Source organism: Chryseobacterium cucumeris (assembly GCF_016775705.1).
GTDB lineage: Bacteria > Bacteroidota > Bacteroidia > Flavobacteriales > Weeksellaceae > Chryseobacterium > Chryseobacterium cupriresistens.
This window is the reverse complement of sequence record NZ_CP068760.1, coordinates 1,761,098-1,783,553: the sequence shown is the minus strand read 5'-3', so window position 1 is coordinate 1,783,553 and position 22,456 is coordinate 1,761,098. Positions and strand designations below refer to the sequence as shown.

Genomic DNA, 22,456 nt, shown 5'->3' with positions numbered 1-22,456 from the left:
TGGTTTTTTAGTCAACCTTTTTCAGGACGAGACAAACAAATAAAAAACCTTCAGAAGAACTGAAGGTTTTACTTTTATATTATTTTACTGATTTTAGTTGCGTAAGAATTGGCCGATTCCGGGAGAATCGAAAGTGAAAGCATTCTGATTTTCAGATTTATCAATTTTATTGCTGATGGTTAATGCCCATAATACAAGCTCTTTGCAGAAATTCTGATCTTCTCTGCTCAATTCAGAGGCATTTTCTTCCACCACAGTTGTCAAAGGTTCTATCTTGTCAAGTTTAGCATAAAATTCTTCATCCGTATCATTGTAGTTAAGTTCTAAATGATTTTTGTTAAACCATCTGATCAGGTCAGTGTATGGAGTTTTGATGCCTTCTTTTTCCAGTTTTGAAATACGTGGGAACAGGCTTTCAAATTGTGTCATTACGGCTTTGTCAATTAATATTTTGGCCACATAATCTGCTCCTTCCTGTTCTCCTTCATAGACCAGCTCAATTTTCCCTGTGATGGATGGTATAATTGACATAAAATCAAGCAGACGTACAGTGGTTCTTTCTGCTCCGGATTCAATTAAACGTAATTTCGCCGCTGCCACTAAATTTTCCATGGCACTGATGGTCAAACGGGCACTGACACCGCTTTTTGCATCCACATATTCGCTGATACGGGCTGCAAAAGCAACCTCTTCCAAAAGATCTTTTGCCAGATCAGGAATCAGGATCTGTTCTTTATCTTCAGCAGAAATCAATGCTTCCTGTTCTGTAATCTGTCTGGCAAGTGCTATTGTTTTGGGATAATGGGTGAAGATCTGAGATCCTATTCTATCTTTCAGCGGCGTTACAATACTTCCTCTGTTCGTATAATCTTCCGGATTGGCGGTAAAGACAAACTGAATATCAAGCGGCATTCTCAGCTGGAATCCGCGGATCTGAATATCTCCTTCCTGTAAAATATTAAACAAAGAAACCTGGATTCTTGCCTGCAGATCCGGTAATTCATTTAAAACAAAAATAGAACGGTTGGCACGCGGAATCATTCCATAATGGAGGACCCGTTCGTCGGAATAAGGAAGTTTCAGGGTTGCTGCTTTAATAGGATCAATGTCACCGATTAAGTCAGCCACATTTACATCGGGAGTGGCCAGTTTTTCATAGAAACGGTGAGAACGGTGTACCCATGAAATCGGAGTTTCATCACCCAGTTCAGCAATCAGGTCTTTGGCAAATTTTGAAATGGGCTGAAACGGGCTGTCATTGATTTCAGACCCTTTTACGATAGGTATATATTCATCAAGAAGATTTACCATGCTTCTTGCAATCCTGGTTTTTGCCTGTCCGCGCAGTCCCAGTAAATTGATGTGGTGTCCGGCAAGAATTGCCTTTTTCAGTTGGGGAACAACAGTGTCTTCATAGCCCCAAAGCCCTTCAAATACAGGTTCTTTAGATTTAATTCTGGCAATCAGATTGGCCTGGATTTCCTCATTAATTGTTTTATGAGTATAGCCGGATTTTTTTAATTCTTTGAATGTAATATCGTTTTTCATTGTCTTGTAATACTATTTATCAGATCAGGTTTTTATTTTAAATCATTTAAATCTGATCTTTATATTCTTCTTATTCTGTTTTTTTCGTAATCTTCAAAAATCATCTGCCCTAATCCTGATAGTCCGGTCAGGAAGGCCTTTCCTTTATTCTGGGCTGTAAACTCTTCCACAAACTGACGCAGATAAGGATCCTGGGCAATCATGAAAGTCGTGATAGGAATTTTCAGTTTTCTTGCCTGTGCTGCTCTGTTGAAACACTGGTTGACAATTTTTTCATCCAGCCCAAAGCTATTCATATAAAACTCACCGCTGGGCAACTGAATACAGCTGGGTTTTCCGTCGGTGATCATAAAAATCTGCTTGTTGGTATTTCTTTTTCTGCGAAGGATATCCATGGCGAGTTCCAGACCTGCTACGGTATTGGTATGATAAGGACCAACTTTTAAATAGGGAAGGTCTTTGATCTTAATGGGCCATGCCTCGTTTCCAAAAACAATAATATCAATGGAATCTTTAGGATATTTTCTTTTAATCAATTCCACGAGTGCCATGGCTACTTTTTTGGCCGGAGTAATCCTGTCTTCACCATATAAAATCATTGAATGGCTGATATCAATCATCAGAACAGTACTCATCTGTGCCTTATGCTTGGTTTCCTCTACGATCAGATCATCTTCTGTGAGACGAAGGTCTGAGATTCCGTTGTTGATCTGTGCATTCTTTAAACTTTCGGTCATGTTCACAGCAGCAAGATCATCCCCGTATTGGAAAGAACGGTTTTCGCCATCACGTTCATCTCCGATTCCTGTTTTATGGGTACGGTGATTTCCGGCTCCGTTTTTCTTCAGTTTACCAAAGATCTGATCCAACGCATATTCACGAAGGGCAGCTTCCAGTTTAGGGGTTAATATATTTTTACCTTTTCCACTTCCCGTATTGCCTTTTTCAGGGTCTTCTTCCCTGATATAACCTCGTTTTTTCAAATCCTCTTCAAAATCCTGAAGGGTATACTCATCATTGAAAATATCATATTCCTGATCAAGCATGTCCAGCCAGTCGAAGGCTTCTTCAATATCTCCGGAGGTATGGGTAAGCAGATCTTTGAAAACATCAAAGACACGCTCAAAATGTGATAATTCCTCCGGCACATGTTTGCTGAATATCAAGCCTTTTCCGGGATTAAAATTTTTATCTGTCATAAGATGATAAAGCGGTTTTTGCAGTTAATTGCTTTTGAACATTTCAGAGAATTCGGTGAATGGTCTGAAGTATTCTTTAATTCCTTTCAAACTGAAAAGTTAGGAAAATATCACCTCATGATTCCCTTAGAAAAATAGAAAATACTAATGATTATAATATGGAATCGAAATATAATTCTGGGCTTTTTTGCTTACTGTGAATTTTACATCTGAACTTTATCAAAGTTTTGTGAGTTTCTAATGTGTTTATTTTCAAATGTTTGAATTGTTTTTTGGAATGAAATAAACAGAAAAAGAACATTTTACCGGAAGCCAACTTTTTTGCTATTGATCTAAAAAAATAGATTTACATACATAAAACTGAATGTTGACAAGCCGTTTTAATTGTAAAAAGAATTAAATTCTCTGTGTTTTATCAAATATTCATTATTAGTAAGAAGACAAAAATTACTTTAACTTTGCCAGTTAGGTAATATATGGCTATTATGAAATTGTTGAAAATAATGCTATATTGTTGAAGACTAATATCTAATGGACTTATGTAGTCAGGAAATTAATTTAACTGATAAACAAATATGAAAAATAAATTCTTAAATTTTAAATTGAGAAAACTTGTTCATTATTCCTTGATCCTTTGTATTTTACTGATACAGGTGATTATTGCCATATTTTTCTACAACGAATTTGTCAACGGGAAAAAGCTGAAGTTTATAAAAGATCAGCTTGAAGAAAGCCGTGCCCTGGGAGGATTAACTGATAATTCCAGGAAAGATTTCATGGATGCACAGGATCATCTTCAGAAATATATGGCTACTCAGGATAATGATGATCTGCAGCTCTATTTCCAGTCGCTGAGAAAACTTAAAACTAATTTTGATAAAATTGGTGAATACGAAAATACAAGTCCAAGATTGAAAAAAAATCTGGCTATTCGTAGTAAGGATACCTTAAAGACCGCAAAACTGAAGACGTTAATAGATTCAGTGTACCAGACATCCCTCAATCCGCCGGCAAAAATTGAGGACAAACAATATGAACCTGCCAAGTATAAAAACGATTTTGAAGATTTCAATATTCAGACCCGTACTTATGCGGATACCATTAAAAAGAAAGGCTTTTTCGGGCGTCTGAAAGATGCGGTAACAGGGAAAGTGGATGTTCAGAAGGAGAGTACTGTAATCACAATGACCAATAACAAGACTCTGGATATTTCTCAGGTAAAATCCAAAATGGACAATACCCTAAAATCTATGGACAAGCATTACGCTGCCGAAGTAAAAAAGGTTCAGCTGCTTGCGGCCATTAGTCAGAAGAATAATTTACAGTTTTACAGCAATTTCAGTAAGCTGCTGGTATATAGTAATAACTTAATAGAGGTTTACGAAAATGCCATCAAGGATTTTCAATCTGAACTGGAAAAAGAATACAACGACCAAAGCTCTAATAATAACAAGATAAGAACCTATCTGGTATTGGGACTGATGATTCTGATGTTTATTGTTTCTATTCTGATTATGTATTTTACAAGAATGGCGTTTATTTATGAACAGAAACTGGATGCTGCCAATAAAGAGATTAAAAAGAATCTTAATTTCAAAAACAGGATTCTGGGAATGTTAAGTCATGACCTGAGGTCTCCTTTGAAAATCATCAATATTTTCATTGACAAAATCCACAGAACCACCGAAGATGAAACGATAAAGGATTATCTTAAATCCATCAAGTTCACCAACAGTACCTTGCTTCTGCAGTCTAATCAGATTCTGGAATATACCAAAAACGAGAATGCTGAAAAAGAGCTTATACAGTCGGTCTTCAATCTTAAAGATGAAATCAGCTCTATTGTAAAGGTCATTACCCCTTATCTGGAAACGAGAAACAACAGGTTTGCTGTGACAGACAGAATCCCTGAAAATCTGGTGGTCTATTCGGATAATATCAGAATCAATCAGATTTTTATGAATATTCTGGGGAATGCCAACAAGTTTACAGAAAACGGACAGATTGATCTTGTATTGGCTACAGAATCCCTTGGAGAAAATAAAATTTGCCTGATCACAACAGTAGCAGATACGGGAGTAGGAATATCAGAATCTGATCTTGGTAAAATTTTTGATCCTTATTATCAGGGGATGGTTTCTGATGAAGTAGATAATCTGGGAGCAGGACTTGGGCTTAACCTTGTAAAAGAAATTGTAGAGCTTTTTGACGGTAATATATCGGTTGAAAGCAAATTACATAAAGGAACTAAAGTGACATTCAGGATCAATTTAAATATTAATAATAATGGAAACACCAATACAAAATAAAGAGATTATATTCCTTCTGGCAGACGATCACAGCATTGTACGCCAGGGAATGGAGATTGTTATCAGCGATATTGTTCCTAACGCTAAAGTTTATCAAACTTCATCCTTACATCAGGTATTGGAACTGATAGAATCGAAAGGAATCGAGATCGCTGTTATTGATGCCCATTTCCCGGACGGAAACAGTCTTCATATTTTGCCACAGATGAAAAGCGTAAATCCTGATATTAAAATTTTGATTTTTACAGGACTTGAAGAAGAGCTGCACGGCCTTAAATTTATTAAAGCCGGTGCTGATGGCTACCTGAGTAAACTGAGTGAGGAAGAAGACGTAAGAAAAGCAATTACAACCTTCATCGAAAAAGGAGAGTACTTCTCTGATCTTCTGAGAAACCTGCTGGTACAGTTTGTTTACAATCCGGATCTGATAAGCCCGCTCAACAGTTTAACCAAAAGAGAAATGCAGATTGCAGAACTTTATGCTGAAGGATATGGAAACCTGGAAATTTCAAACAGTCTGAATATCAAACAAAATACAGTAAGCACAATCAAAAAAAATATCTTTGAAAAACTCAAGATTGAAAATATGGTTGAGCTTGTGGACCTTGTCAAAACCCACCATAAACTATAGTGTTTTTTAAGGTGATCTCCACTTCTTATTGTCAGAGTATTATATTTCATCGATAAATATCTATAAGTCGATCGACATGTATCGATGGGATTTATAGAGAATTTTATTTGGAAATGTTGTTCCTTTGTAGTGTAAAATTTAAGTAATGAAAAACAACTGAGAAATGTTTTTTAACTTCTTAAGTTTCACAAGCAAAAACAACAAATGATGATAACTCAATAAATGGTGGTTATTAGAAACACAAATGATGAAAAATTAAAAAACACTGATGAAATTAAAGAAGTGTATGAATAACCTTAAACGGACTTCTTAAAAAAGCCAAATGATCAGAAAAAAACACAAACACATATAGTGAGGTTCAGTTAACAGGTTACAGTACAAACACAAAAAGGAGGCATACAGCCTCCTTTTGTGTTTTTTATCAAATGATAAAAAAATACGGCTCTCCATCTCTTATTTTTGTATCAAAAAAGATGTCAGGAGAAAAAGACTTGGCCATACTGATTCAGAATATGGAACCAGTATTGAATACCGGAGAATATGTATTTTGTACTGTTGAAACTTTAGCTGCAATACCGGACCTCGAAAAGGTTCTGTTTTTTTTCCGGGAAAATGAAGCCGTTACCATTGTGGTAGAAAAAGCAGTAGCAGATGAATGGAATATGAATTACAGCTATATTTCTTCATGGATTACTCTTACAATTCACTCTTCTCTTGAAGCCGTAGGGCTTACTGCAGCTTTTGCCAATGCCCTGAAAAAGGAAAATATCAGCTGTAATGTCGTTGCCGCTTACTTCCATGATCATATATTTGTAGCCCGAAAAGATGCTGAAAAAGCGATGGATGCCCTTTATGCATTGAGATCGGCTCAGAAGCTGTAAAATAATTTTTTGGAGAAATTTTATTTCACCTTTTAAAATGTCTATTTGAGTTGCTAAAATGTCCTCTTGATAATGAAATTGAGTGTTCTGCCTGTTTTTGTGTTTTATGTTTGCACCATAATCATACAAAAATAAACAACAATGAAAACAATCAGAAAAATCTCAGCCTTAAGCTTATTATGTTTAACTCTTTTTACTGTAGTAACAGTTTCCTGTACTGAAGAAAATGAACCTCCCACGACGCAGGAGATACAAAACAGAAACCACCAGACTGCCAAAACCCAATTCATAACCGTTAAAGGAAATGCCATCGCATACCGTGTTTTAGGAAAAGAAGACGGGATTCCTTTGGTTCTCCTTCCGGGATTAGGCGGCTCAATGGATGACTGGGATCCTGCAGTGACGGATGGACTGGCTAAAAACTACAAAGTCATTATATTTGATAACAAAGGAGTCTCTTCCTCCAAAGGAACCACTCCCAACACGGTTCAGGCGATGGCCGACGATGCGGTAGACTTTATTAAGGCTTTGAACCTGACCAAAGTGAATATCATGGGATTTTCTATGGGAGGATTCGTCGCACAGCGAATAGTGCTTACCAATCCGTCACTGATTAATAAAGTGATTTTAACAGGTACAGGCCCTCAGGGAGCTATAGGCTTGTCTAATCTTCCCAATATTATTGCCGGAACCGCTGGCTTAAGTCCTGAAGCTTCATACCTGAAATTTGGTTTTACAGAATCTGCTCAGAGTATTGCGGAAGGAAAAGCTTCTTTTGCAAGAGTTCAGCTTCGTACGACGGACAGAGATCTTCCGTTAAGTGATGCTGCCTCCGGTGCTCAGTTTACTGCAGTATTGAGCTGGGCTCAGCCTGATGCTGATGCGCTTACAGAAATAGAGAAGATTAAAAATCCCGTACTGATTGTGCATGGTGAAAATGATCTTCCGGTATCTGTTCAGAATGCAAAAAATATGGCTCAGCATTTAGACCATGCAGAACTGGTGATCTTCCCGGATTCAGGACACGCTTCTTTTTATCAATATCACGATACATTTGTTGCGAAAGCTACAGAATTCCTTGGAAAATAAATATGTTCTTAAAAAATTATAACAAGAAGACCCGCTGATGAACAGCGAGTCTTTTTTTATTGATATCAGGATTTAGCCGAATTTCTTCACAGCCTCTTCACTTACCGGAGTAAAAAAGTTAATCATATTGCCATCCGGATCACAGAACAGGAAAGATCTGTTTCCCCATGGCATCGTTGTCGGCTCCTGAATAATTCGGGAAGTCATACTTTTAATCCTTTCGTATTCTTCGTCAACATTTTTAACCATAAATTCAATAATAGTTGATTTTGTTCCTGCGAAATCTGTAAGATCTTCTGAGAACATTTGCATGGTCCGGGTACTTCCGATAGCAATTGTGATAGAATCAGTAGAGAGTTCTGCAAAATCTTCTGTATACCATGTGGCAGAAAATCCGGTAATCTGTTCATAAAATGCTACTGTTGCTTTGATGTCTTTGCTGATCATTCTTAATGAGGTAAGTTTCATAAGGATACTATTTGTTTAAACTAATTTTAAACAAAGGTAACAGGTGTTTATGACAACAGCTTGTCAGTAGAAATCGAGCTCTTTAATCTCAAATATGATTAATAAAAATTAGCGATATGAATTAATCGCTTAATATCAGTAATTTGTATTTTCCGTCCTTCAGATCTGATCAGTTTTTCCTGCTTGAAATCATTGATGATACGGGCTAAGGTTTCTCTTGCTGTTCCCACCATATTGGCAAGATCCACACGGGAAAGGGTAATGAATACTTCATGGTCAGGTGTGTCATTTGATGTATACTTATCATGAAGAATCAGTAAACTGAGAGCAGCTCTTTCACGGACTGTACGGTGGGATAAAACTGCAATAAGGTTCGCCATTACGCTGAATTCATGGCTTAAAGATTTCAGCAGCAGCCTCGAAAGCACTGATGACTGACTCAGAATATCCAGAAAACTGTCTTTTGAAATAAATGAGATCACAGAATTTTCAAGGGTTGAGGTCGTATCTCCGTAAGATTCATTGCTCAGAATAGCAGAATATCCGAAAAATTCACCGGAACTGTAAATGTAAATAATCTGCTCCCTTCCGTCATTATCAACCTTGTATTTCTTTATTTTACCTTCGTTCAGGTAGTAAACGCCATTGGGTTTCGTTCCGTCAGTAAATATGGGTTCATTTTTACGATAGTTCCTGGTTTTCATAGCTCCTGTAAGAAGATTTTTATCATACTCAGGGAGTTCATCAAAAAGATACTGATTGTTAAAAATAAATTTTGAGATCATAATTTTTCTATACAGGATATTGGGTGTACGTTCAGTTTTTAACTTAAATCACATTTTAAACCGATCTAAATCACAAGATTTTTTTCCTGAACGAATTACTTTTACAAAAGTAATGAAATTGATTCTGAAATAAGAAAAAGAAGATCTCACAGAGGCCTTGAAGCCTTTTCAGAATCATTATTTATTACTAAAAAATAGGATTTTACGTTAAAGGGGAAATAGTAGACCTATAAAGAACACTGGATAAATATTTAAGCGGACATGTTTTTCACAGTTTGACGCTGACATTTCTAATTATTTTTTTTACTTATTTATTTTATCCGGTTGTTCTTTTCCTGAAGGAGAAGCCCCTATAGAAATTTAAAATGTTCAGACACAGAGGGAAAAACAGAACCTATTTTCACAATCTTAAGCTTGCATCAGTACTTTCATTTGTTGCAGGGATAGTGAATATTGCAGGTGTTTTATCTGTGAAAGTGCTTACTACGAATATAACCGGACATTTTGCCTTCTTTTCTGAAGAAATTCTTATCGATCATTACAACAAGGCACTCACTTATTTTATCTTTATTATATGTTTTCTGGGAGGAGCATTTTCATCCAGTTTTATGGTTGAGTTTTCGTCCGGACACAAAATGTTCCGTCCGCATCTCATTCCTTTGATCACCGAAATTCTGATTTTAGGTTTTGTGGGAATAACAGGTGACCAAACATTGAAAATCTCAATATCTCATTATGCAATTGCCGGGCTTTTGCTTTTTGCAATGGGGGTTCAGAACTCACTGGTAACAAGAGTATCACAATCTGTGGTAAGAACTACTCATCTTACGGGGTTATTTACTGATCTGGGAATAGAGCTTTCAAAACTTTTTTTTAAGGAAAGGGAAAACGAAAAGAGGCAGCTTAAAAAAAATATCGCCCTGAAACTGGTGATTATCGCCTGCTTTTTTGCAGGATGTATGATTGGCGGTTTTGTGTACAGCATGATTCAGCTTAAAACGCTGCTTGTAACTGCGGGATTGCTCTTTGGCGTAATCAGGTATGATAAGTTCCTGTACCGGTATTACGCTTTAAAAAGGAAATTCAGATAGAATACAATAAAAGAAGGATATTCCGTTGTTGGGAATATCCTTTTTAAATTTATGGCGTTACAGGCTGGATCACAAAAGTTTCCGTATCTGTTGTGTGGGCTGAAAAATAGCCTAATGCTCCGTTGCTGATATTACTCGGAGGATTAGCTGGAGTAGCAGTTCCGCCGTTGCCGCCCGAAATCTGAAGCAATGCACTGTAATAAGTGAACACATTGGTGTCGATAGACTGCATTTCCACATGGATTTTGTCTCCCGGCACTACTTCATGGTCGCGGCCCTTGTTATCGTCATTGGGAAGAATCAGAGGCTGTTGGTTCGGTAAGCCGTTATTGACATTGTCTGAAAAAGTATTCATGTATTTTTTAGGCAAATCATTAATCGTAAAACTAAAAAGATAACGGTTTCCTAGTGGCATCGGGTCTGTAAAGAGTGGTAAAAGAGTGTAGGTGGTCTTATCACCAAATTTAAAAGAACTCTGTTGCAGTCCGTCAAAATATACTACCTCAGGCATTGTACTCTGAGCTGTATATTGTTTTCCTTCTGCCTGTATTTTTAATGTATACGTTTTTCCGGGCGTACCTACAAAAGTAGTGGTCTGATACATTCCGTTTCCTGTATAGTGAAGCGTTTCAGTCTGGCCTGTATCATCGCTTAAAACCACCTGGGCTCCGGTTACTGCCGGATACTGATTAGGTTCTGAAAATCCAACGGACTTTGTGATTTTTACAGTATAAGGCCCTGATTGATTGGTTACATTGCCTTCAATAACAATATTCCCGCTCTGATCGTTCAGATCCAGGTTAATTTCCTTTTCACAGGAGGTTAATGCAAAGAGGGAAACTATGATATAAAAAGTATTTTTCATGAGTTAGAATTTGAAATTATAAGTGATATTAGGGACCCATCGGAATAAAGAGGTCTGCATGGCACGTGTTGTTCCCGGGCGGTCAGGATTGTCTTCAAAATTGATGGTATAAGCATTTTCTCTGCCGTACAGGTTGTAAATACCAAAGGTCCATGAACCGCGGAACCGCTTATTGGAACTTGGTTCGTAAGTAGCGCTCAGATCCATTCTGTGGTATGCAGGCATTCTGTCAGCATTTCTGTTGCTGTACTGGAAGACTGTTTGTCCGTTCAGCTCATATTTTCCGGTAGGGAAGGTAACTGCATTTCCGGTACTGTATACAAATAATCCTGAAAAACTCCATTTCGGATTAAGCTGATACGTTGCAACGACGGATAAATCGTGGGTTTTATCCATTCTGGCGTTATACCATTCATTATTATTGATTCCGTTGATCTTTCTTTCTGTTTTAGAAAGGGTATAGGAGATCCATCCTGTCAGTTTTCCGCTCTTCTTTTTGGCGATAAGTTCCAGACCGTAGGCTCTTCCTTTTCCGAACAGCAACTCGCTTTCTACATCAGCTCCTGTGTCAAAACCAATCTGAGCACCATTTTTGAAATCGATCTGGTTTTTCATGTCTTTATAATAGACCTCAGCGTTCAATTCGTAATTATTGTTGTTGAAGTTTCTGCTGTATCCTAAACTGATCTGATCTGCAATTTCCGGTTTTACCGTATAGCTGCTTCCTATCCACTGATCGGTAGGATTTCCACTGTTGCTGTTGCTTAAGAGGTGAAGATTCTGAGTGTTCCTGGAATAACCTGCTTTTACACTGCTCACTTCGTTGATGCGGTAGTTGGCGCTGATACGCGGTTCAATATTCACATAGGTCTTCCCGAATTTTCCTTTCTCTAAAAATTTACTGTCGGTTAGTACGCCATTCTCATAAGTATTGAATGTGTCACCTCCCAGTACACTGAACATGGAAAGCCTTGCTCCATAATTGATGGTCAGTTTTTCCGTTGCTTTATAATCATCATTAATGTAAACGGCATTTTCCCACGAGTATCTCGGATTTCTGGCAAAACTGCTCACGGTGGTACCGGAAGCACTGCTCGGAGTAAGGGTATGATAAATAGACTGCAGACCGAAACGTACAGAATGCTTATTTCCGGCAAACCAGGTAAAATCCTGCTTAAGATTCCAGTCACGGATTTTTGAATTTAAATCAAATACCGTATCATCATTTTTCAGACTGATCTTATAGTCATAATTACTGTAAATAAATGAAGTATTGGAGAATAGCTTACTGCTGATGATGCTGTTCCATCTCAAAGTGGCCGTCGTATTTCCCCAGTCTGTATTGAAAGTATCTCCCAATCCCAGAACATCTCTTCCAAAATACCCGGACAGGTAAATACGGTTATTTTCGTTGATCTGATAATTGGCTTTCAGATTCAGATCGTAAAAATATAATTTGTTGTCTTTATAATCTTTATTGGCTTTAAGAAAAAGATCCGCATACGTTCTTCTTCCCGAAACAATGAATGATGATTTTTCCTTTTGAATAGGCCCTTCCACACTCAGCCTGCTGCTGATAAGTCCGATTCCTCCGTTAACGTTATAATCTTTGTTGTTTCCGTCCTTCATTTTAACATCCAATACAGAAGAAAGACGTCCTCCGTATTGTGCGGGGCTGTTTCCTTTGATAATGCTGGCATCTTTCAGGGCGTCACTGTTGAATGTACTGAAAAAACCAAGAAGGTGAGAGGCATTATAAACAGGAGCTTCATCCAGCAGGATCAGGTTTTGGTCGGTAGCACCTCCTCTTACACTGAACCCGCTGCTTCCTTCACCGTTACTTTTGATCCCGGGTAAAAGCTGTATGGTTTTCATGACATCTTTTTCACCAAAAAGTACAGGAAGTTTCTCTATATTTTTAATACTTAACGTTTCTGCTCCCATTTGAGCTGAGGTCAGGTTTTTATCCTTTTTGATACCCGTTATCACCACCTCATCAATGGCTTTTTCTACAGATTCTGATGGAAGCAGCGGAAGATCGAGTTTTATATTCTGATCTACATTGATCTTCTGCTCAAAATCCTGATATCCCGGGTAGGAAATAACCAGGGTATAATTTCCTTCGGGTAATGAAAGGGAATAAAATCCATATTCGTTGGCAACAACATTGATGGTGGGATCTTCGCTTACTTTTACAGAGACTCCGATGAGCAATTCCCCGTTTTTTTTGTCTTTCACGGTTCCACTTACGGAATACGTTTGTTGGGCCATTGCCAGTGTACTGAAGCAGAGCGCAGCGGTGGCAGCGGTAATTTTTAGAAAGGATGTTTGCATTAGTTTATTTTAAAGTAGTAGATCTCTTGTCTATGAGTTAATGTTTTGATGATGTTCAATGAGTTGGATGAATAGGGGATTTGTTACAGGTAACAAATTAATTATGAAATAAATCCATGGGAAAAGCAGACTTCCGGAAATGATAATGGCAAGGATAAAAGAGGACTGTCAGATAAAAAGCAGTATTATGCATTGGATATTAATTTATTGTTGTTTTTTGGTAGATTTTATTGAAAAACAAATTATTAACGACCGTTATTTAATTTTTATTATTATACGGTATTAAAAAAGACACAAATGAGCTTTTATAAAACTGCACGATGCTATCTGCTTCTGAGCTGGCTTGGCAGGATATTGAATTTTCGTTTAAATGCTGATGAAAAATGTCTCGGATTTTTATAGCCGATATGGTCAGAAATTTCACTGATATTCAGGTCGCTGTCGAGAAGCATTTTTTTGGCCTGCTCCATTTTGAGATCATTCCAGAATCCGAAAACGGTAGTCCCGAAGAGCTCTTTGAATCCTTTCTTTAAAGTAAATTCGTTGGTTCCTACCAGATGGGCAAGATCATTCAGGGAACTATCTGCATTCAGGTTCTTTACAATATAATCCCTCACAGCGTACATTTTCTCTATATCTTTTTTCTGGAGAGAAGAAGATGAGGATTCACTGTCAACAAACTGTTCAAGCTGCAACAGAAGAAGTTCATTTACTTTAGCTTCAAGATAAATTCGTTTGAAAGTCCCTTTTCTGTTGCAGAGAATGATGTCGTTCAGAATCTGATACATATCATGGGTAATGCGGTTATGCCCGGCCTGTATGAGCGATGAATTCTGCTTATCAATCGAATTTCTGAATATTTCAAACAGTCCTGAATACTCAGGTAGAAATTTTTTAAAGAACTCAGGAGCAAGATTGATTTCGAATACATACATTTCCGGACCTTCGAATTCCATCCTGCCTTCCATATGATGGGCATAAATAATATTGTGCTGGTAGTTATCAAACACTATTGTTTTTTGAAAGTTACCCGAAATGGCTTTGCTTTTTCCTTTCAGGGTAAAATGCATTTCTACCGAATCAAAATCACTCTCAAGGTACAATTGAAGCGGTTTATTCAATACAATATTCCCAAAACTGATGTGGACATGGGTAAAGCTTATTTCGTGATAAAAACCATTTCCATAAGGAGGAGTCAGCTGGGTAATGGATTCCTGGATGCCTCCATCATCTAAGAAATAAGAGGAAGGATAATCCCGCTCCATAAGCATGTTTCCAAAGTTTTCATCATATAGCCGTACTGTCATTTCCTTTTGTTTGTTTGAATTTCCTTTTTACGGACTTTTTATTCCGTTTTACAGACCCTTTCTGTTGAATGTTTAGAGTAAGTTTGCACAAAGGTAATAATTATTTAGAATCATTCTTAATAATTAAATTACTTTTAAATAAAAGAAAGAAATAATGAAACGATGTGCATCTTATACAAATTAATTATTAAAAATTATGAAATATTCAGGTAAAATAAACTGGTCTTTTGCGGCAGCAATAGCAGTGTCAATATGTTGGATTATTGGTGATATTTACGTTGCCGGATTTGATCCGGATCCATCAGATTATCCTTTGTTTTCAAAAACCTATGCAGATCAGGTAAATCTGGAATTTGCAACTTTAATGCTGGAAGGTTCCACTCCGAGATTGATGTTTGGTGCTTTGATTGGTGCTCTTACGGGGCCTTTACTGCTTCCTGCTACGTGGCTGGTGTATCAGTTTTTCAAAGATACTCAAAAATGGTATGCAGTCTTTGTGTATTGGGTCTTACTGGCAGGAGCGGTTTTATCACCTTTAGGACATGCCGGATTCTTCTATGTTGGGGAGATTTATAAAGCAGTTTATCATACAGACTCTGCCTCTCACCCTTATCTTCTGGAGACGGGAAGAGGTTTTATGAAAATGCTTAACATTGCCTGGGGAACAGCTATTGGTGTACTGGCAGTCGGATGGATTTCCTTTGCTGTTTGTATTCTTTTCAATAAAACTCTGTTGCCGGGGTGGATGGCTCTGCTGACACCATTTGCCCTTACTTTGTTTATCTTTCCTATAAAAAATCTTTTACCGCTTCCTTTTTCAGGATGGGTAGGAGGTGCCATATTCAATATTGCCTATCTGACATTTTTCAGTTCGCTACTTTTCTTTTTCAGAAAGAAATTGCTGAACAGGATTTAGCTATAAAAAATATGACTATGATCTTAACTTGAAATAAATGGAGAGGAAAGTCTTTTAAATCTTAGAATTTAAAGGCTTTTTTACATTAAAAACTATCTTTTTGGGAATATTGATCGGAATATTAACCTTATATTGGCTGGGAATTAAGCGGAAGAATATGGAAAATCTGAAAATTTGGTTAAGAAAAAATGCTTCTACGGCAGTACTTACCGTATTATTTATTATCGTTTTGGTGAATAAAGATGCAAAGGCATGGCTGATGAGGCAGGTGGCTTCCACCGGAATTCTCAATTCCAGCATATCAGAACCACAAAAAAAACAGAATAATGCAGCCAAAGTTTCCTATACCGGGCTGATGCTGAAAAATGAAGAAGGAAAGATTGTAGATACTTCTGCTTTACAGAATAAAGTGGTCTTTATTAACTTCTGGGCGTCATGGTGCCCTCCCTGCAGGGCTGAATTTCCATCTGTGCAGAAGCTGTATGATCAGTATAAAAATAATCCGGATATGGTATTTCTTACAGTAAATCTGGATGATAATGTCAGTCTGGGAAAATCTTATTTAAAAGAGAAAGGCTTTACGGTTCCTTTTCTTACACCGGCTGGAAATATTCCTGATATATTGTATAGCGGATCTTTACCAACCACTGTTGTACTGGATAAAAAAGGAAAAATCCGCATGCAGCATACAGGAGTGGCAGATTATAGCAAAGATTCCTTTTATAAACAGATTGATGAACTGTTGAACGAAAAGCCATAATTTTTAATAATGATGATTCTCTTTATACTGCCTGTTCTTGCAGAAATAGAAACTGAAATCCTTAAAGAAAAAAGCACCGTGCAGAATTTTCCAAAGGTTATAGTATTTCCTTTCTCTGAAAGCTATAAAACGCTGGTTACTCAAATAAAAACAACAGAAATCTCTTCTGAGACCATTCTGTACAATTCAGTGGATGCAGTCAATGAAAATAAAGAATTTAACTTGCCGGAGTACTGGTGTTTTGCTGGCAACGGACAAGGTGACCGATGGTTTCTGGATAGGGATCAGAAGGTTTTTTTCTATGATCATGATGATGACGGGAAGCTGAAGCCGATGCATATTAATTTTGAAGAATGGCTGCAAATGGCAATCATTATCCGTCAGTTGGATCAATGTTTTGATCAATATGACCATATCACTGAGCCGGTTCGTCTGGAGTTCTATAAAACCCTGAATACGATTCATCCCACATTAAGTGATGTGTATCCGTTTACATTGTAACGCTGGTTTTATCAGCAATGAATGTAAATGTCTAAGTGAAAAAAGAATACTTTTACCATAAGAAACAGAATATGCTGCATCAGCTAAGAACCCATATTGAAAAAATAATTCCTCTTAATGATGATGAATTTGAATTCATATCATCCTGCTTTACTTATAAAAAATATAAGAAACATCAGTTTCTGGTACAGGAAGGGGAAACGGTTCCCTATAATTATTTTGTCCTGAAAGGCTTGCTGAAGCTGGTTTATTCTGACGAAACCGGAAAAGAACATATTGTTGGATTTGCCATGGAAGACTGGTGGGAAACAGATTTTCCCGCTTATTATCAGCAAACGGCAGCAACAATGTCTCTGGAATGTATTGAAGATACGGAAGTACTGTGTATTAAGCTGGACGATTACAGAAAACTTTGCGCTCAACTTCCAAAGCTGGAGCATTTCTTCCTTGAAAAAGCATATATGGGATTTATTACGGCTCAACAGCGTACCATTTCCATGATGACAACAGGAATAAAAGAACGCTATGAGCAGCTTTTGGAAAAATATCCTTCTCTTGTTCAGCGTGTTCCGAAATCTCTTTTGGCTGCTTATTTAGGGGTGTCCAGAGAAACCTTAAGCCGTCTGCCTCTGTAACGCTGTGATCAAACTCACACTATAATCGTGATCCGTATCACAGGAATTTGCTGTATTTGTTCTGCAATTTTGTACAGTAACAAATAACAAATTCAAGACAATGGAAAAAAAAACGGTTAATCCTTGGAAATGGCAGGATGAAAGAAGCTATTCACAGGCGGTAGAGGTAAAAAATGTGCAAAGTACTTTATATTGCTCGGGACAGGCAGCTATTGACCCCGATGGAACATCCAGTAATAAGGATATGAAATCGCAGCTGGAACAGGCTATTGCCAATCTGGAAGAAGTAATCAGTACTGCAGGATATGAATGTGGCGGTATTGTAAGATTAAATATTTATACAACTTCTACGGAAGAGCTTTGGCCACATTTTCCTATTCTTCAGGAGTGGATTGCCACACATGCAATTCAGCAGGCTGTAACGATGCTTGAAGTGAAAGGTTTGTTTGAAACTTTAAAAGTGGAGCTTGAAGCTACCGTCGTAAAATAAATGATCATTGAACTTAAAAATTAAACCTTCAAAATATAATCTGAAGGTTTTTTCTTACATTTATCTATACCAATTACAATATCCAAAAATCTTATGAATATCCAACTTTTTTCAAAAAATGCTTTAGTAGGAGGGGCAACCCAGGGAATCGGTGCCGGAATAGCTGTTGAACTGGCAAAATGCGGTGCTAATGTTACCGTTATGGCCCGTAATGAAGCCAAACTTAAAGACTTTGTTTCATCTCTGCCGGTTATCAATACTGATCAGAAACATGGGTATCTGGTAGCAGATTTTTCAGATTTTGAAAGTTATAAGAAAATTATAGGAGGATTTTTTTATGATCATTCGATAGATATTCTGGTGAATAATACCAATGGTCCTGAACCTGGTTTAGCACTGGATAAAAATGCCGATGATTATCAGAAAGCATTTGATTTGCTGTTTAAAACTGTTTGCGAAACAACATTATTGGCTTTGCCTCACATGATCCAACAGAAAAAAGGGCGTATTATTAATGTTTCATCACTTTCAGTAAAAGAACCGATCGGAAATCTGGCCTTGTCCAATTCTATCCGTTCAGCAGTAATTGCTTGGGCCAAAACGCTTTCCAACGAAATTGCACAACACAATATCACGATAAATAATGTCTTAACAGGATACTTTGATACTGAAAGAATTCAGAAACTGGTAGCTCATGAAGCTCAGCAAAGTGGCAATGCTGAAGAAGAAATAAAAAAGGCGAGGGAAAATAAGATTCCGATGAAAAGATTCGGACAGCCTGAGGAATATGGACATCTCGTGGCTTTTCTGGCTTCTGAATATTCAAATTATCTTACCGGAACAAGTATTCCTTTGGATGGAGGATTGAATAATACGTATTAAAACTTTACCATTTAGGAAATATAAATTCTTTTAAACCGCAAAAGTCACAAAAGTTTTTGAATTTGTTTCTAAGCTTTCTATTTTGAGTGTTAAAGTACACTTAAGTTATTTGAAATCTTTGCTTTACTTCTTCTTATATGAACTTTTTGCAGCATTGTTTTTTAACTTAATTAAACTACGCTAAGACTTTTATGACTTTTGTGGTTTGAGAATAAAATAAGGTAAATGTAATAAACCCTTTCCCCCAGTTGTCATATACATATTGGAAAATATGATATGAAAAACTGGTCTTTTAAAAAATGGAACACCGTACTGGGATGGTTCCTTTTCGCTATTGCGCTTATTACTTATCTTTCAACGATAGAACATTCTTTGAGTTTCTGGGACTGCGGGGAATATATTTCTTCAGCTGTAAAGCTGGAGGTAACTCATGCTCCGGGAGCCGCTTTATTCCAGATCGTGGGAGCGGCAGCGAGTATTTTTGCATTGGGAAATACTGAAAATTATTCTGTGGTGATCAATGCCATGTCAGCGTTATTCAGTGCATTTACCATTCTGTTGCTGTTCTGGACGATCACCCATTTTTTAAGACGGCTTTTGCATAGAGACTTTGAAGAGATTACAAAACATCAGGAAATCTCTATCCTTTTTGCAGGAGCTATCGGGGCCTTATGCTTTACCTTTTCAGATACCTTTTGGTTTTCGGCTGTAGAAGGTGAGGTGTATGCAATGGCTTCGCTGTTTATTGCGTTGCTGGTATGGCTCATTACAAAATGGGAAAACGAATATAAAGCGATTGACAGTGAGAGATGGATCATCCTTATTTTCTTTATCACAGGTCTTTCCGTAGGAGTACATATGATGTGTATGCTGGCTCTTCCGGCCATATGTCTGGTGTTTTACGCCCGGAATTATACCTTTTCGTGGAAAAGTTTTATCATAGCGAATCTTGTTACTTTGGGAATTCTTGCCTTCGTGTTCAAGATTATTTTCCCCTTGATTATGACCCTCTTTGGACAGCTTGAAATTTTCTTTGTGAACGGTTTAGGGCTTCCTTTCCATTCAGGGACAATTGCGGCGTTTGTTTTTATGGCCGCAATAAGTTATTTCTTAATTAAGTATGCTGGAAAAACAAAAAAGAAGGTATACCAGACTGTGGTTTTATCCCTTGTTTACATGATCATTGGTTTCTCCTGCTGGCTGGTGATTCCCATCAGAGCCAATGCGAATCCACCGATGAATCTTAATGATCCGGATACCGCGATCGGAATGAGAGATTATTATAACAGGGTTCAATATGGTGACTGGCCTACGATTTACGGGCAGAATTATACCGCTTTTCTCGACAAAAACGGGCTGGAAAAAGAGGAAGACGGAAGTTATAAAAGAGACATCACCGGAGATATTTATGAAAAAGATGAAAAAACCGGAACTTACAGAAAAACCGGAGAAAGATTCAACTATGTTTTTAATAAATCTCACATAAGTTTTATGCCAAGGATGTTCAATGAAGATAAAGAAGTGATGGCTAATTATATCTCATTGTATGGAGCTCCTGATTTTACCTTCAATTACGATAATGAAGATGTGGCAGACAATCCTGAGGCTAAACGTATTTTTGAAGAACTGAGAGCAAAATATGAAGGAGATTCTATCACTGCAGAAGATTATCTGAAAGTAAAACCTTATGATCTGATTAAGGTACAGCGCCCTTCATTTGCTCAGAATATGGATTATTTTATTTCTTTCCAGAACGGATATTATTTTGTGCGATACCTGATGTGGAATTTTGTTGGAAGACAGAACGATCTTCAGGGACATATGGAAAATACCAACGGGAACTGGATTTCAGGATTTTCTTTTATTGATAATGCTCTGTTGGGTGATCAGGATCATATGCCTGCTCAATTTAAAAATGAAAGTACCGTAAAGTTTTTCTTTTTACCATTGATTCTGGGTTTGATTGGTTTCTTTTTCCAGCTGAACAGAGATTTTGGAAGATTTTATGCCATACTTTCACTGTTTATTCTGACCAGTGTGGGAATTGTTTTCTATACCGGAGTAAAACCGTTTGAAGTGCGGGAAAGAGACTATGCCATGGTAGGTTCATTCTATGCCTTTGCCGTGTGGATTGGTCTGGGAGCCGGAGCCATCCTTTGGCTGATTCAGTCCAAGATTAAATCCAATGCAGCCAACATTATACTGGGAGTTGTATTGCTGGGAATCCCTTTTATGATGGGATTCCAGAATTATACTTCCCATGACAGAAGCAAAAAAACTGCAGCCCGCGATTATGCCTATTCATTTTTACGGTCATTGCCTAAAGATGATATCATTTTTATTTATGGTGATAATGATACTTTTCCGGTGTGGGCTATTCAGGAAACAGAAAGATTCAGGGATGATGTGAAAACGGTCAATTTTACCCTTTTAGCCACTCCATGGAATATTGATCAGGTGAAAAGAAGAACCTACAATGCCATGGGAATTCCGGGTGAGCTGACCCATGAAGAATATAGAGACGGTGTCAATGATCAGGTGTATCTGATGAAAAAAGAAGATTGGGAAGGACTTTTCCAGATGCTGAAAGAACAGGGAGCGCCGGAAACGGCTTTCCAGGAGTTCAGAAAATATCTGACTCAGGATTCAATGATCCTGAAGGATGCTATAAAATTTCTGAAATTACAATCGTCTGAAAAAGATGAACTGCTGAAAATGTACTTCGGCGAAAAACAATATGAAAAATACAATATTATTCCAGTCAGTAAATTTATCCTTCCCGTCAACAAAGAAAATGCCGTAAAAGCAGGAATTATTAATCAGTCCGATCTTCCGGATGCTGTAGATCAGATCATGATCAATTATGAAGCGAATACCCTTTACAAAAGCAATCTGATAGTGCTGGATATGCTGGCCAATTTCGACTGGAAGCGCCCGATCAGTTTCTCTTCAGGCGGAATGTATGAAAGCGAAAATATTTTTTATCTGGATGAATATCTGCAGTTTGACGGTTTCAGCTACAGATTGGTTCCCATTCATACGCCTCAGGGACCTGATGGAGATAAAGGAAGGGTAGATGCCCAATCTCTTTATCAGTTGGTGAAAAATTTCAGATGGGGAAATTTTAAAGATCTGAGTATTTATTATGATGAAACAGCTACGTCAAATATTTTGGGCTACAGAATGTCGGTGAGCAGAGCTGTATCTGCACTTGTGGCAAGCGGGCAGAAAGCGAAAGCACTCGAGTTACTGGAACTTGCTGCAAAAGAAATTCCTGCTGAAAAATACAACGATCCACGTTCACTGAGCGCCATGGTTACCGGATATATTGTTGCAGGGCAGGAGCAAAAAGGTCTTCAGCTTGCAGAAATGCTCAAAAAAGGAATATTTGAAGAATATGATTATTACCAGAATCTTTCTCCTTCATTTAAAGCAATGGCGAAAAGACAGATGAGGTCCAAGCCGATGGAATATGCATTGGTGGTTTCTGCTGTTACTGAAGGCTACAAAAAGCTTGGGCAAAATGAAAAAGCACATGCGTATCTTTTAAAAGCAATGGAGCCTATCGACAAAAAATTCAATATCTTCATAAAAGGTCTGCAGCAGATGGACAAAGAAAGAGCAGGGAAAGAAGCTGAAAATATACGCCAGATCGCTCCCTTTTATCAGTATTTATTCAATGTTATGGAGCCCTTTGATTCCACCTATTCCAGGAAAAAAGAAATTGAGATTACCAATGTGATGATGAAAGTGACACAGTAATAA

Annotated in this window: 19 protein-coding genes; 12 read left to right on the top strand and 7 right to left on the bottom strand. The window is 37.5% G+C overall.

The window, feature by feature from the left end; all coding sequences use genetic code 11:
- Positions 1 to 93: 93 nt before the first annotated feature.
- Both JNG87_RS07945 and JNG87_RS07940 read right to left on the bottom strand, forming a co-directional pair.
- Positions 94 to 1,548, bottom strand: a complete 1,455-nt coding sequence (locus tag JNG87_RS07945; protein WP_202843175.1) for a sigma 54-interacting transcriptional regulator — start codon at positions 1,546 to 1,548, stop codon at positions 94 to 96.
- A gap of 59 nt (positions 1,549 to 1,607) precedes the next feature.
- Positions 1,608 to 2,747, bottom strand: a complete 1,140-nt coding sequence (locus tag JNG87_RS07940; protein WP_202843170.1) for a vWA domain-containing protein — start codon at positions 2,745 to 2,747, stop codon at positions 1,608 to 1,610.
- A 575-nt stretch (positions 2,748 to 3,322) separates the two neighbouring features.
- Here JNG87_RS07940 and JNG87_RS07935 point away from each other — a divergent pair.
- From JNG87_RS07935 to JNG87_RS07920, 4 genes are all read left to right on the top strand, one after another.
- Positions 3,323 to 5,056: a sensor histidine kinase gene (locus JNG87_RS07935; RefSeq protein ID WP_202843168.1), complete on the top strand. Its 1,734-nt coding sequence runs from the start codon at positions 3,323 to 3,325 to the stop codon at positions 5,054 to 5,056.
- Positions 5,034 to 5,687, top strand: a complete 654-nt coding sequence (locus JNG87_RS07930) for a response regulator transcription factor (protein ID WP_202843166.1) — start codon at positions 5,034 to 5,036, stop codon at positions 5,685 to 5,687. Before JNG87_RS07935 ends, JNG87_RS07930 begins: the two co-directional genes overlap by 23 nt.
- A gap of 473 nt (positions 5,688 to 6,160) precedes the next feature.
- Positions 6,161 to 6,568 (top strand): ACT domain-containing protein, encoded by a 408-nt coding sequence (locus JNG87_RS07925; protein WP_202843164.1) that lies wholly within the window; start codon positions 6,161 to 6,163, stop codon positions 6,566 to 6,568.
- A 141-nt stretch (positions 6,569 to 6,709) separates the two neighbouring features.
- Positions 6,710 to 7,657 carry an alpha/beta fold hydrolase gene (locus JNG87_RS07920; RefSeq protein WP_202843162.1) on the top strand — a complete coding sequence of 316 codons (948 nt, stop codon included), beginning with the start codon at positions 6,710 to 6,712 and terminating at the stop codon, positions 7,655 to 7,657.
- Between the two features lie 72 nt (positions 7,658 to 7,729).
- Here the strand turns inward: JNG87_RS07920 and JNG87_RS07915 are convergent, their stop codons facing one another.
- On the bottom strand, positions 7,730 to 8,125 hold the full coding sequence (locus tag JNG87_RS07915; RefSeq protein WP_202843155.1) for a VOC family protein: 396 nt from the start codon (positions 8,123 to 8,125) through the stop codon (positions 7,730 to 7,732).
- 98 nt (positions 8,126 to 8,223) lie between these two features.
- On the bottom strand, positions 8,224 to 8,910 hold the full coding sequence (locus tag JNG87_RS07910) for a Crp/Fnr family transcriptional regulator (RefSeq protein WP_202843153.1): 687 nt from the start codon (positions 8,908 to 8,910) through the stop codon (positions 8,224 to 8,226).
- Positions 8,911 to 9,275: 365 nt separating this feature from the next.
- Between JNG87_RS07910 and JNG87_RS07905 the strand changes: the two genes are divergently transcribed.
- On the top strand, positions 9,276 to 10,001 hold the full coding sequence (locus tag JNG87_RS07905; protein ID WP_202843151.1) for a YoaK family protein: 726 nt from the start codon (positions 9,276 to 9,278) through the stop codon (positions 9,999 to 10,001).
- Between the two features lie 49 nt (positions 10,002 to 10,050).
- Here the strand turns inward: JNG87_RS07905 and JNG87_RS07900 are convergent, their stop codons facing one another.
- From JNG87_RS07900 to JNG87_RS07890, 3 genes are all read right to left on the bottom strand, one after another.
- Positions 10,051 to 10,866, bottom strand: a complete 816-nt coding sequence (locus JNG87_RS07900; RefSeq protein ID WP_202843149.1) for a DUF4249 domain-containing protein — start codon at positions 10,864 to 10,866, stop codon at positions 10,051 to 10,053.
- Between the two features lie 3 nt (positions 10,867 to 10,869).
- Positions 10,870 to 13,200 (bottom strand): TonB-dependent receptor, encoded by a 2,331-nt coding sequence (locus tag JNG87_RS07895; protein WP_202843147.1) that lies wholly within the window; start codon positions 13,198 to 13,200, stop codon positions 10,870 to 10,872.
- Between the two features lie 323 nt (positions 13,201 to 13,523).
- On the bottom strand, positions 13,524 to 14,507 hold the full coding sequence (locus JNG87_RS07890) for a helix-turn-helix transcriptional regulator (RefSeq protein WP_202843145.1): 984 nt from the start codon (positions 14,505 to 14,507) through the stop codon (positions 13,524 to 13,526).
- Positions 14,508 to 14,703: 196 nt separating this feature from the next.
- On the opposite strand from JNG87_RS07890, the gene JNG87_RS07885 reads away from it, so the two are divergent.
- The 7 genes from JNG87_RS07885 (at position 14,704) to JNG87_RS07855 (ending at position 22,453) form a co-directional block, all read left to right on the top strand.
- Complete coding sequence (locus JNG87_RS07885) at positions 14,704 to 15,423, top strand: DUF6796 family protein (RefSeq protein ID WP_202843143.1); 720 nt, start codon at positions 14,704 to 14,706, stop codon at positions 15,421 to 15,423.
- Between the two features lie 157 nt (positions 15,424 to 15,580).
- Complete coding sequence (locus tag JNG87_RS07880; RefSeq protein ID WP_202843141.1) at positions 15,581 to 16,183, top strand: TlpA family protein disulfide reductase; 603 nt, start codon at positions 15,581 to 15,583, stop codon at positions 16,181 to 16,183.
- A gap of 9 nt (positions 16,184 to 16,192) precedes the next feature.
- A complete protein-coding gene (locus JNG87_RS07875; protein WP_202843139.1) occupies positions 16,193 to 16,684 on the top strand; it encodes an SMI1/KNR4 family protein in 492 nt (163 codons plus the stop codon).
- A 71-nt stretch (positions 16,685 to 16,755) separates the two neighbouring features.
- Positions 16,756 to 17,319, top strand: coding sequence for a Crp/Fnr family transcriptional regulator (locus JNG87_RS07870; RefSeq protein ID WP_110009809.1), 564 nt, complete (start codon positions 16,756 to 16,758; stop codon positions 17,317 to 17,319).
- A gap of 100 nt (positions 17,320 to 17,419) precedes the next feature.
- The gene (locus JNG87_RS07865) at positions 17,420 to 17,809 is read left to right on the top strand and encodes a RidA family protein (RefSeq protein WP_110009693.1); all 390 of its coding nucleotides are present in this window, start codon (positions 17,420 to 17,422) and stop codon (positions 17,807 to 17,809) included.
- Positions 17,810 to 17,902: 93 nt separating this feature from the next.
- The gene (locus tag JNG87_RS07860) at positions 17,903 to 18,691 is read left to right on the top strand and encodes an SDR family oxidoreductase (RefSeq protein WP_202843137.1); all 789 of its coding nucleotides are present in this window, start codon (positions 17,903 to 17,905) and stop codon (positions 18,689 to 18,691) included.
- A gap of 276 nt (positions 18,692 to 18,967) precedes the next feature.
- Positions 18,968 to 22,453, top strand: coding sequence for a DUF2723 domain-containing protein (locus tag JNG87_RS07855; protein WP_202843135.1), 3,486 nt, complete (start codon positions 18,968 to 18,970; stop codon positions 22,451 to 22,453).
- Positions 22,454 to 22,456 lie beyond the last annotated feature (3 nt).

Excerpts from the sequence above, each read along its gene's own strand:
- JNG87_RS07890 (WP_202843145.1), bottom strand. The coding sequence starts at position 14,507 with ATGACAGTACGGCTATATGATGAAAACTTTGGAAACATGCTTATGGAG.
- JNG87_RS07900 (WP_202843149.1), bottom strand. The coding sequence starts at position 10,866 with ATGAAAAATACTTTTTATATCATAGTTTCCCTCTTTGCATTAACCTCC.
- JNG87_RS07930 (WP_202843166.1), top strand. The coding sequence starts at position 5,034 with ATGGAAACACCAATACAAAATAAAGAGATTATATTCCTTCTGGCAGAC.
- JNG87_RS07905 (WP_202843151.1), top strand. The coding sequence starts at position 9,276 with ATGTTCAGACACAGAGGGAAAAACAGAACCTATTTTCACAATCTTAAG.
- JNG87_RS07910 (WP_202843153.1), bottom strand. The coding sequence starts at position 8,910 with ATGATCTCAAAATTTATTTTTAACAATCAGTATCTTTTTGATGAACTC.
- JNG87_RS07945 (WP_202843175.1), bottom strand. The coding sequence starts at position 1,548 with ATGAAAAACGATATTACATTCAAAGAATTAAAAAAATCCGGCTATACT.
- JNG87_RS07935 (WP_202843168.1), top strand. The coding sequence starts at position 3,323 with ATGAAAAATAAATTCTTAAATTTTAAATTGAGAAAACTTGTTCATTAT.
- JNG87_RS07855 (WP_202843135.1), top strand. The coding sequence starts at position 18,968 with ATGAAAAACTGGTCTTTTAAAAAATGGAACACCGTACTGGGATGGTTC.
- JNG87_RS07915 (WP_202843155.1), bottom strand. The coding sequence starts at position 8,125 with ATGAAACTTACCTCATTAAGAATGATCAGCAAAGACATCAAAGCAACA.
- JNG87_RS07880 (WP_202843141.1), top strand. The coding sequence starts at position 15,581 with ATGGAAAATCTGAAAATTTGGTTAAGAAAAAATGCTTCTACGGCAGTA.
- JNG87_RS07940 (WP_202843170.1), bottom strand. The coding sequence starts at position 2,747 with ATGACAGATAAAAATTTTAATCCCGGAAAAGGCTTGATATTCAGCAAA.
- JNG87_RS07885 (WP_202843143.1), top strand. The coding sequence starts at position 14,704 with ATGAAATATTCAGGTAAAATAAACTGGTCTTTTGCGGCAGCAATAGCA.
- JNG87_RS07865 (WP_110009693.1), top strand. The coding sequence starts at position 17,420 with ATGGAAAAAAAAACGGTTAATCCTTGGAAATGGCAGGATGAAAGAAGC.
- JNG87_RS07860 (WP_202843137.1), top strand. The coding sequence starts at position 17,903 with ATGAATATCCAACTTTTTTCAAAAAATGCTTTAGTAGGAGGGGCAACC.
- JNG87_RS07920 (WP_202843162.1), top strand. The coding sequence starts at position 6,710 with ATGAAAACAATCAGAAAAATCTCAGCCTTAAGCTTATTATGTTTAACT.
- JNG87_RS07895 (WP_202843147.1), bottom strand. The coding sequence starts at position 13,200 with ATGCAAACATCCTTTCTAAAAATTACCGCTGCCACCGCTGCGCTCTGC.
- JNG87_RS07870 (WP_110009809.1), top strand. The coding sequence starts at position 16,756 with ATGCTGCATCAGCTAAGAACCCATATTGAAAAAATAATTCCTCTTAAT.
- JNG87_RS07875 (WP_202843139.1), top strand. The coding sequence starts at position 16,193 with ATGATGATTCTCTTTATACTGCCTGTTCTTGCAGAAATAGAAACTGAA.
- JNG87_RS07925 (WP_202843164.1), top strand. The coding sequence starts at position 6,161 with ATGTCAGGAGAAAAAGACTTGGCCATACTGATTCAGAATATGGAACCA.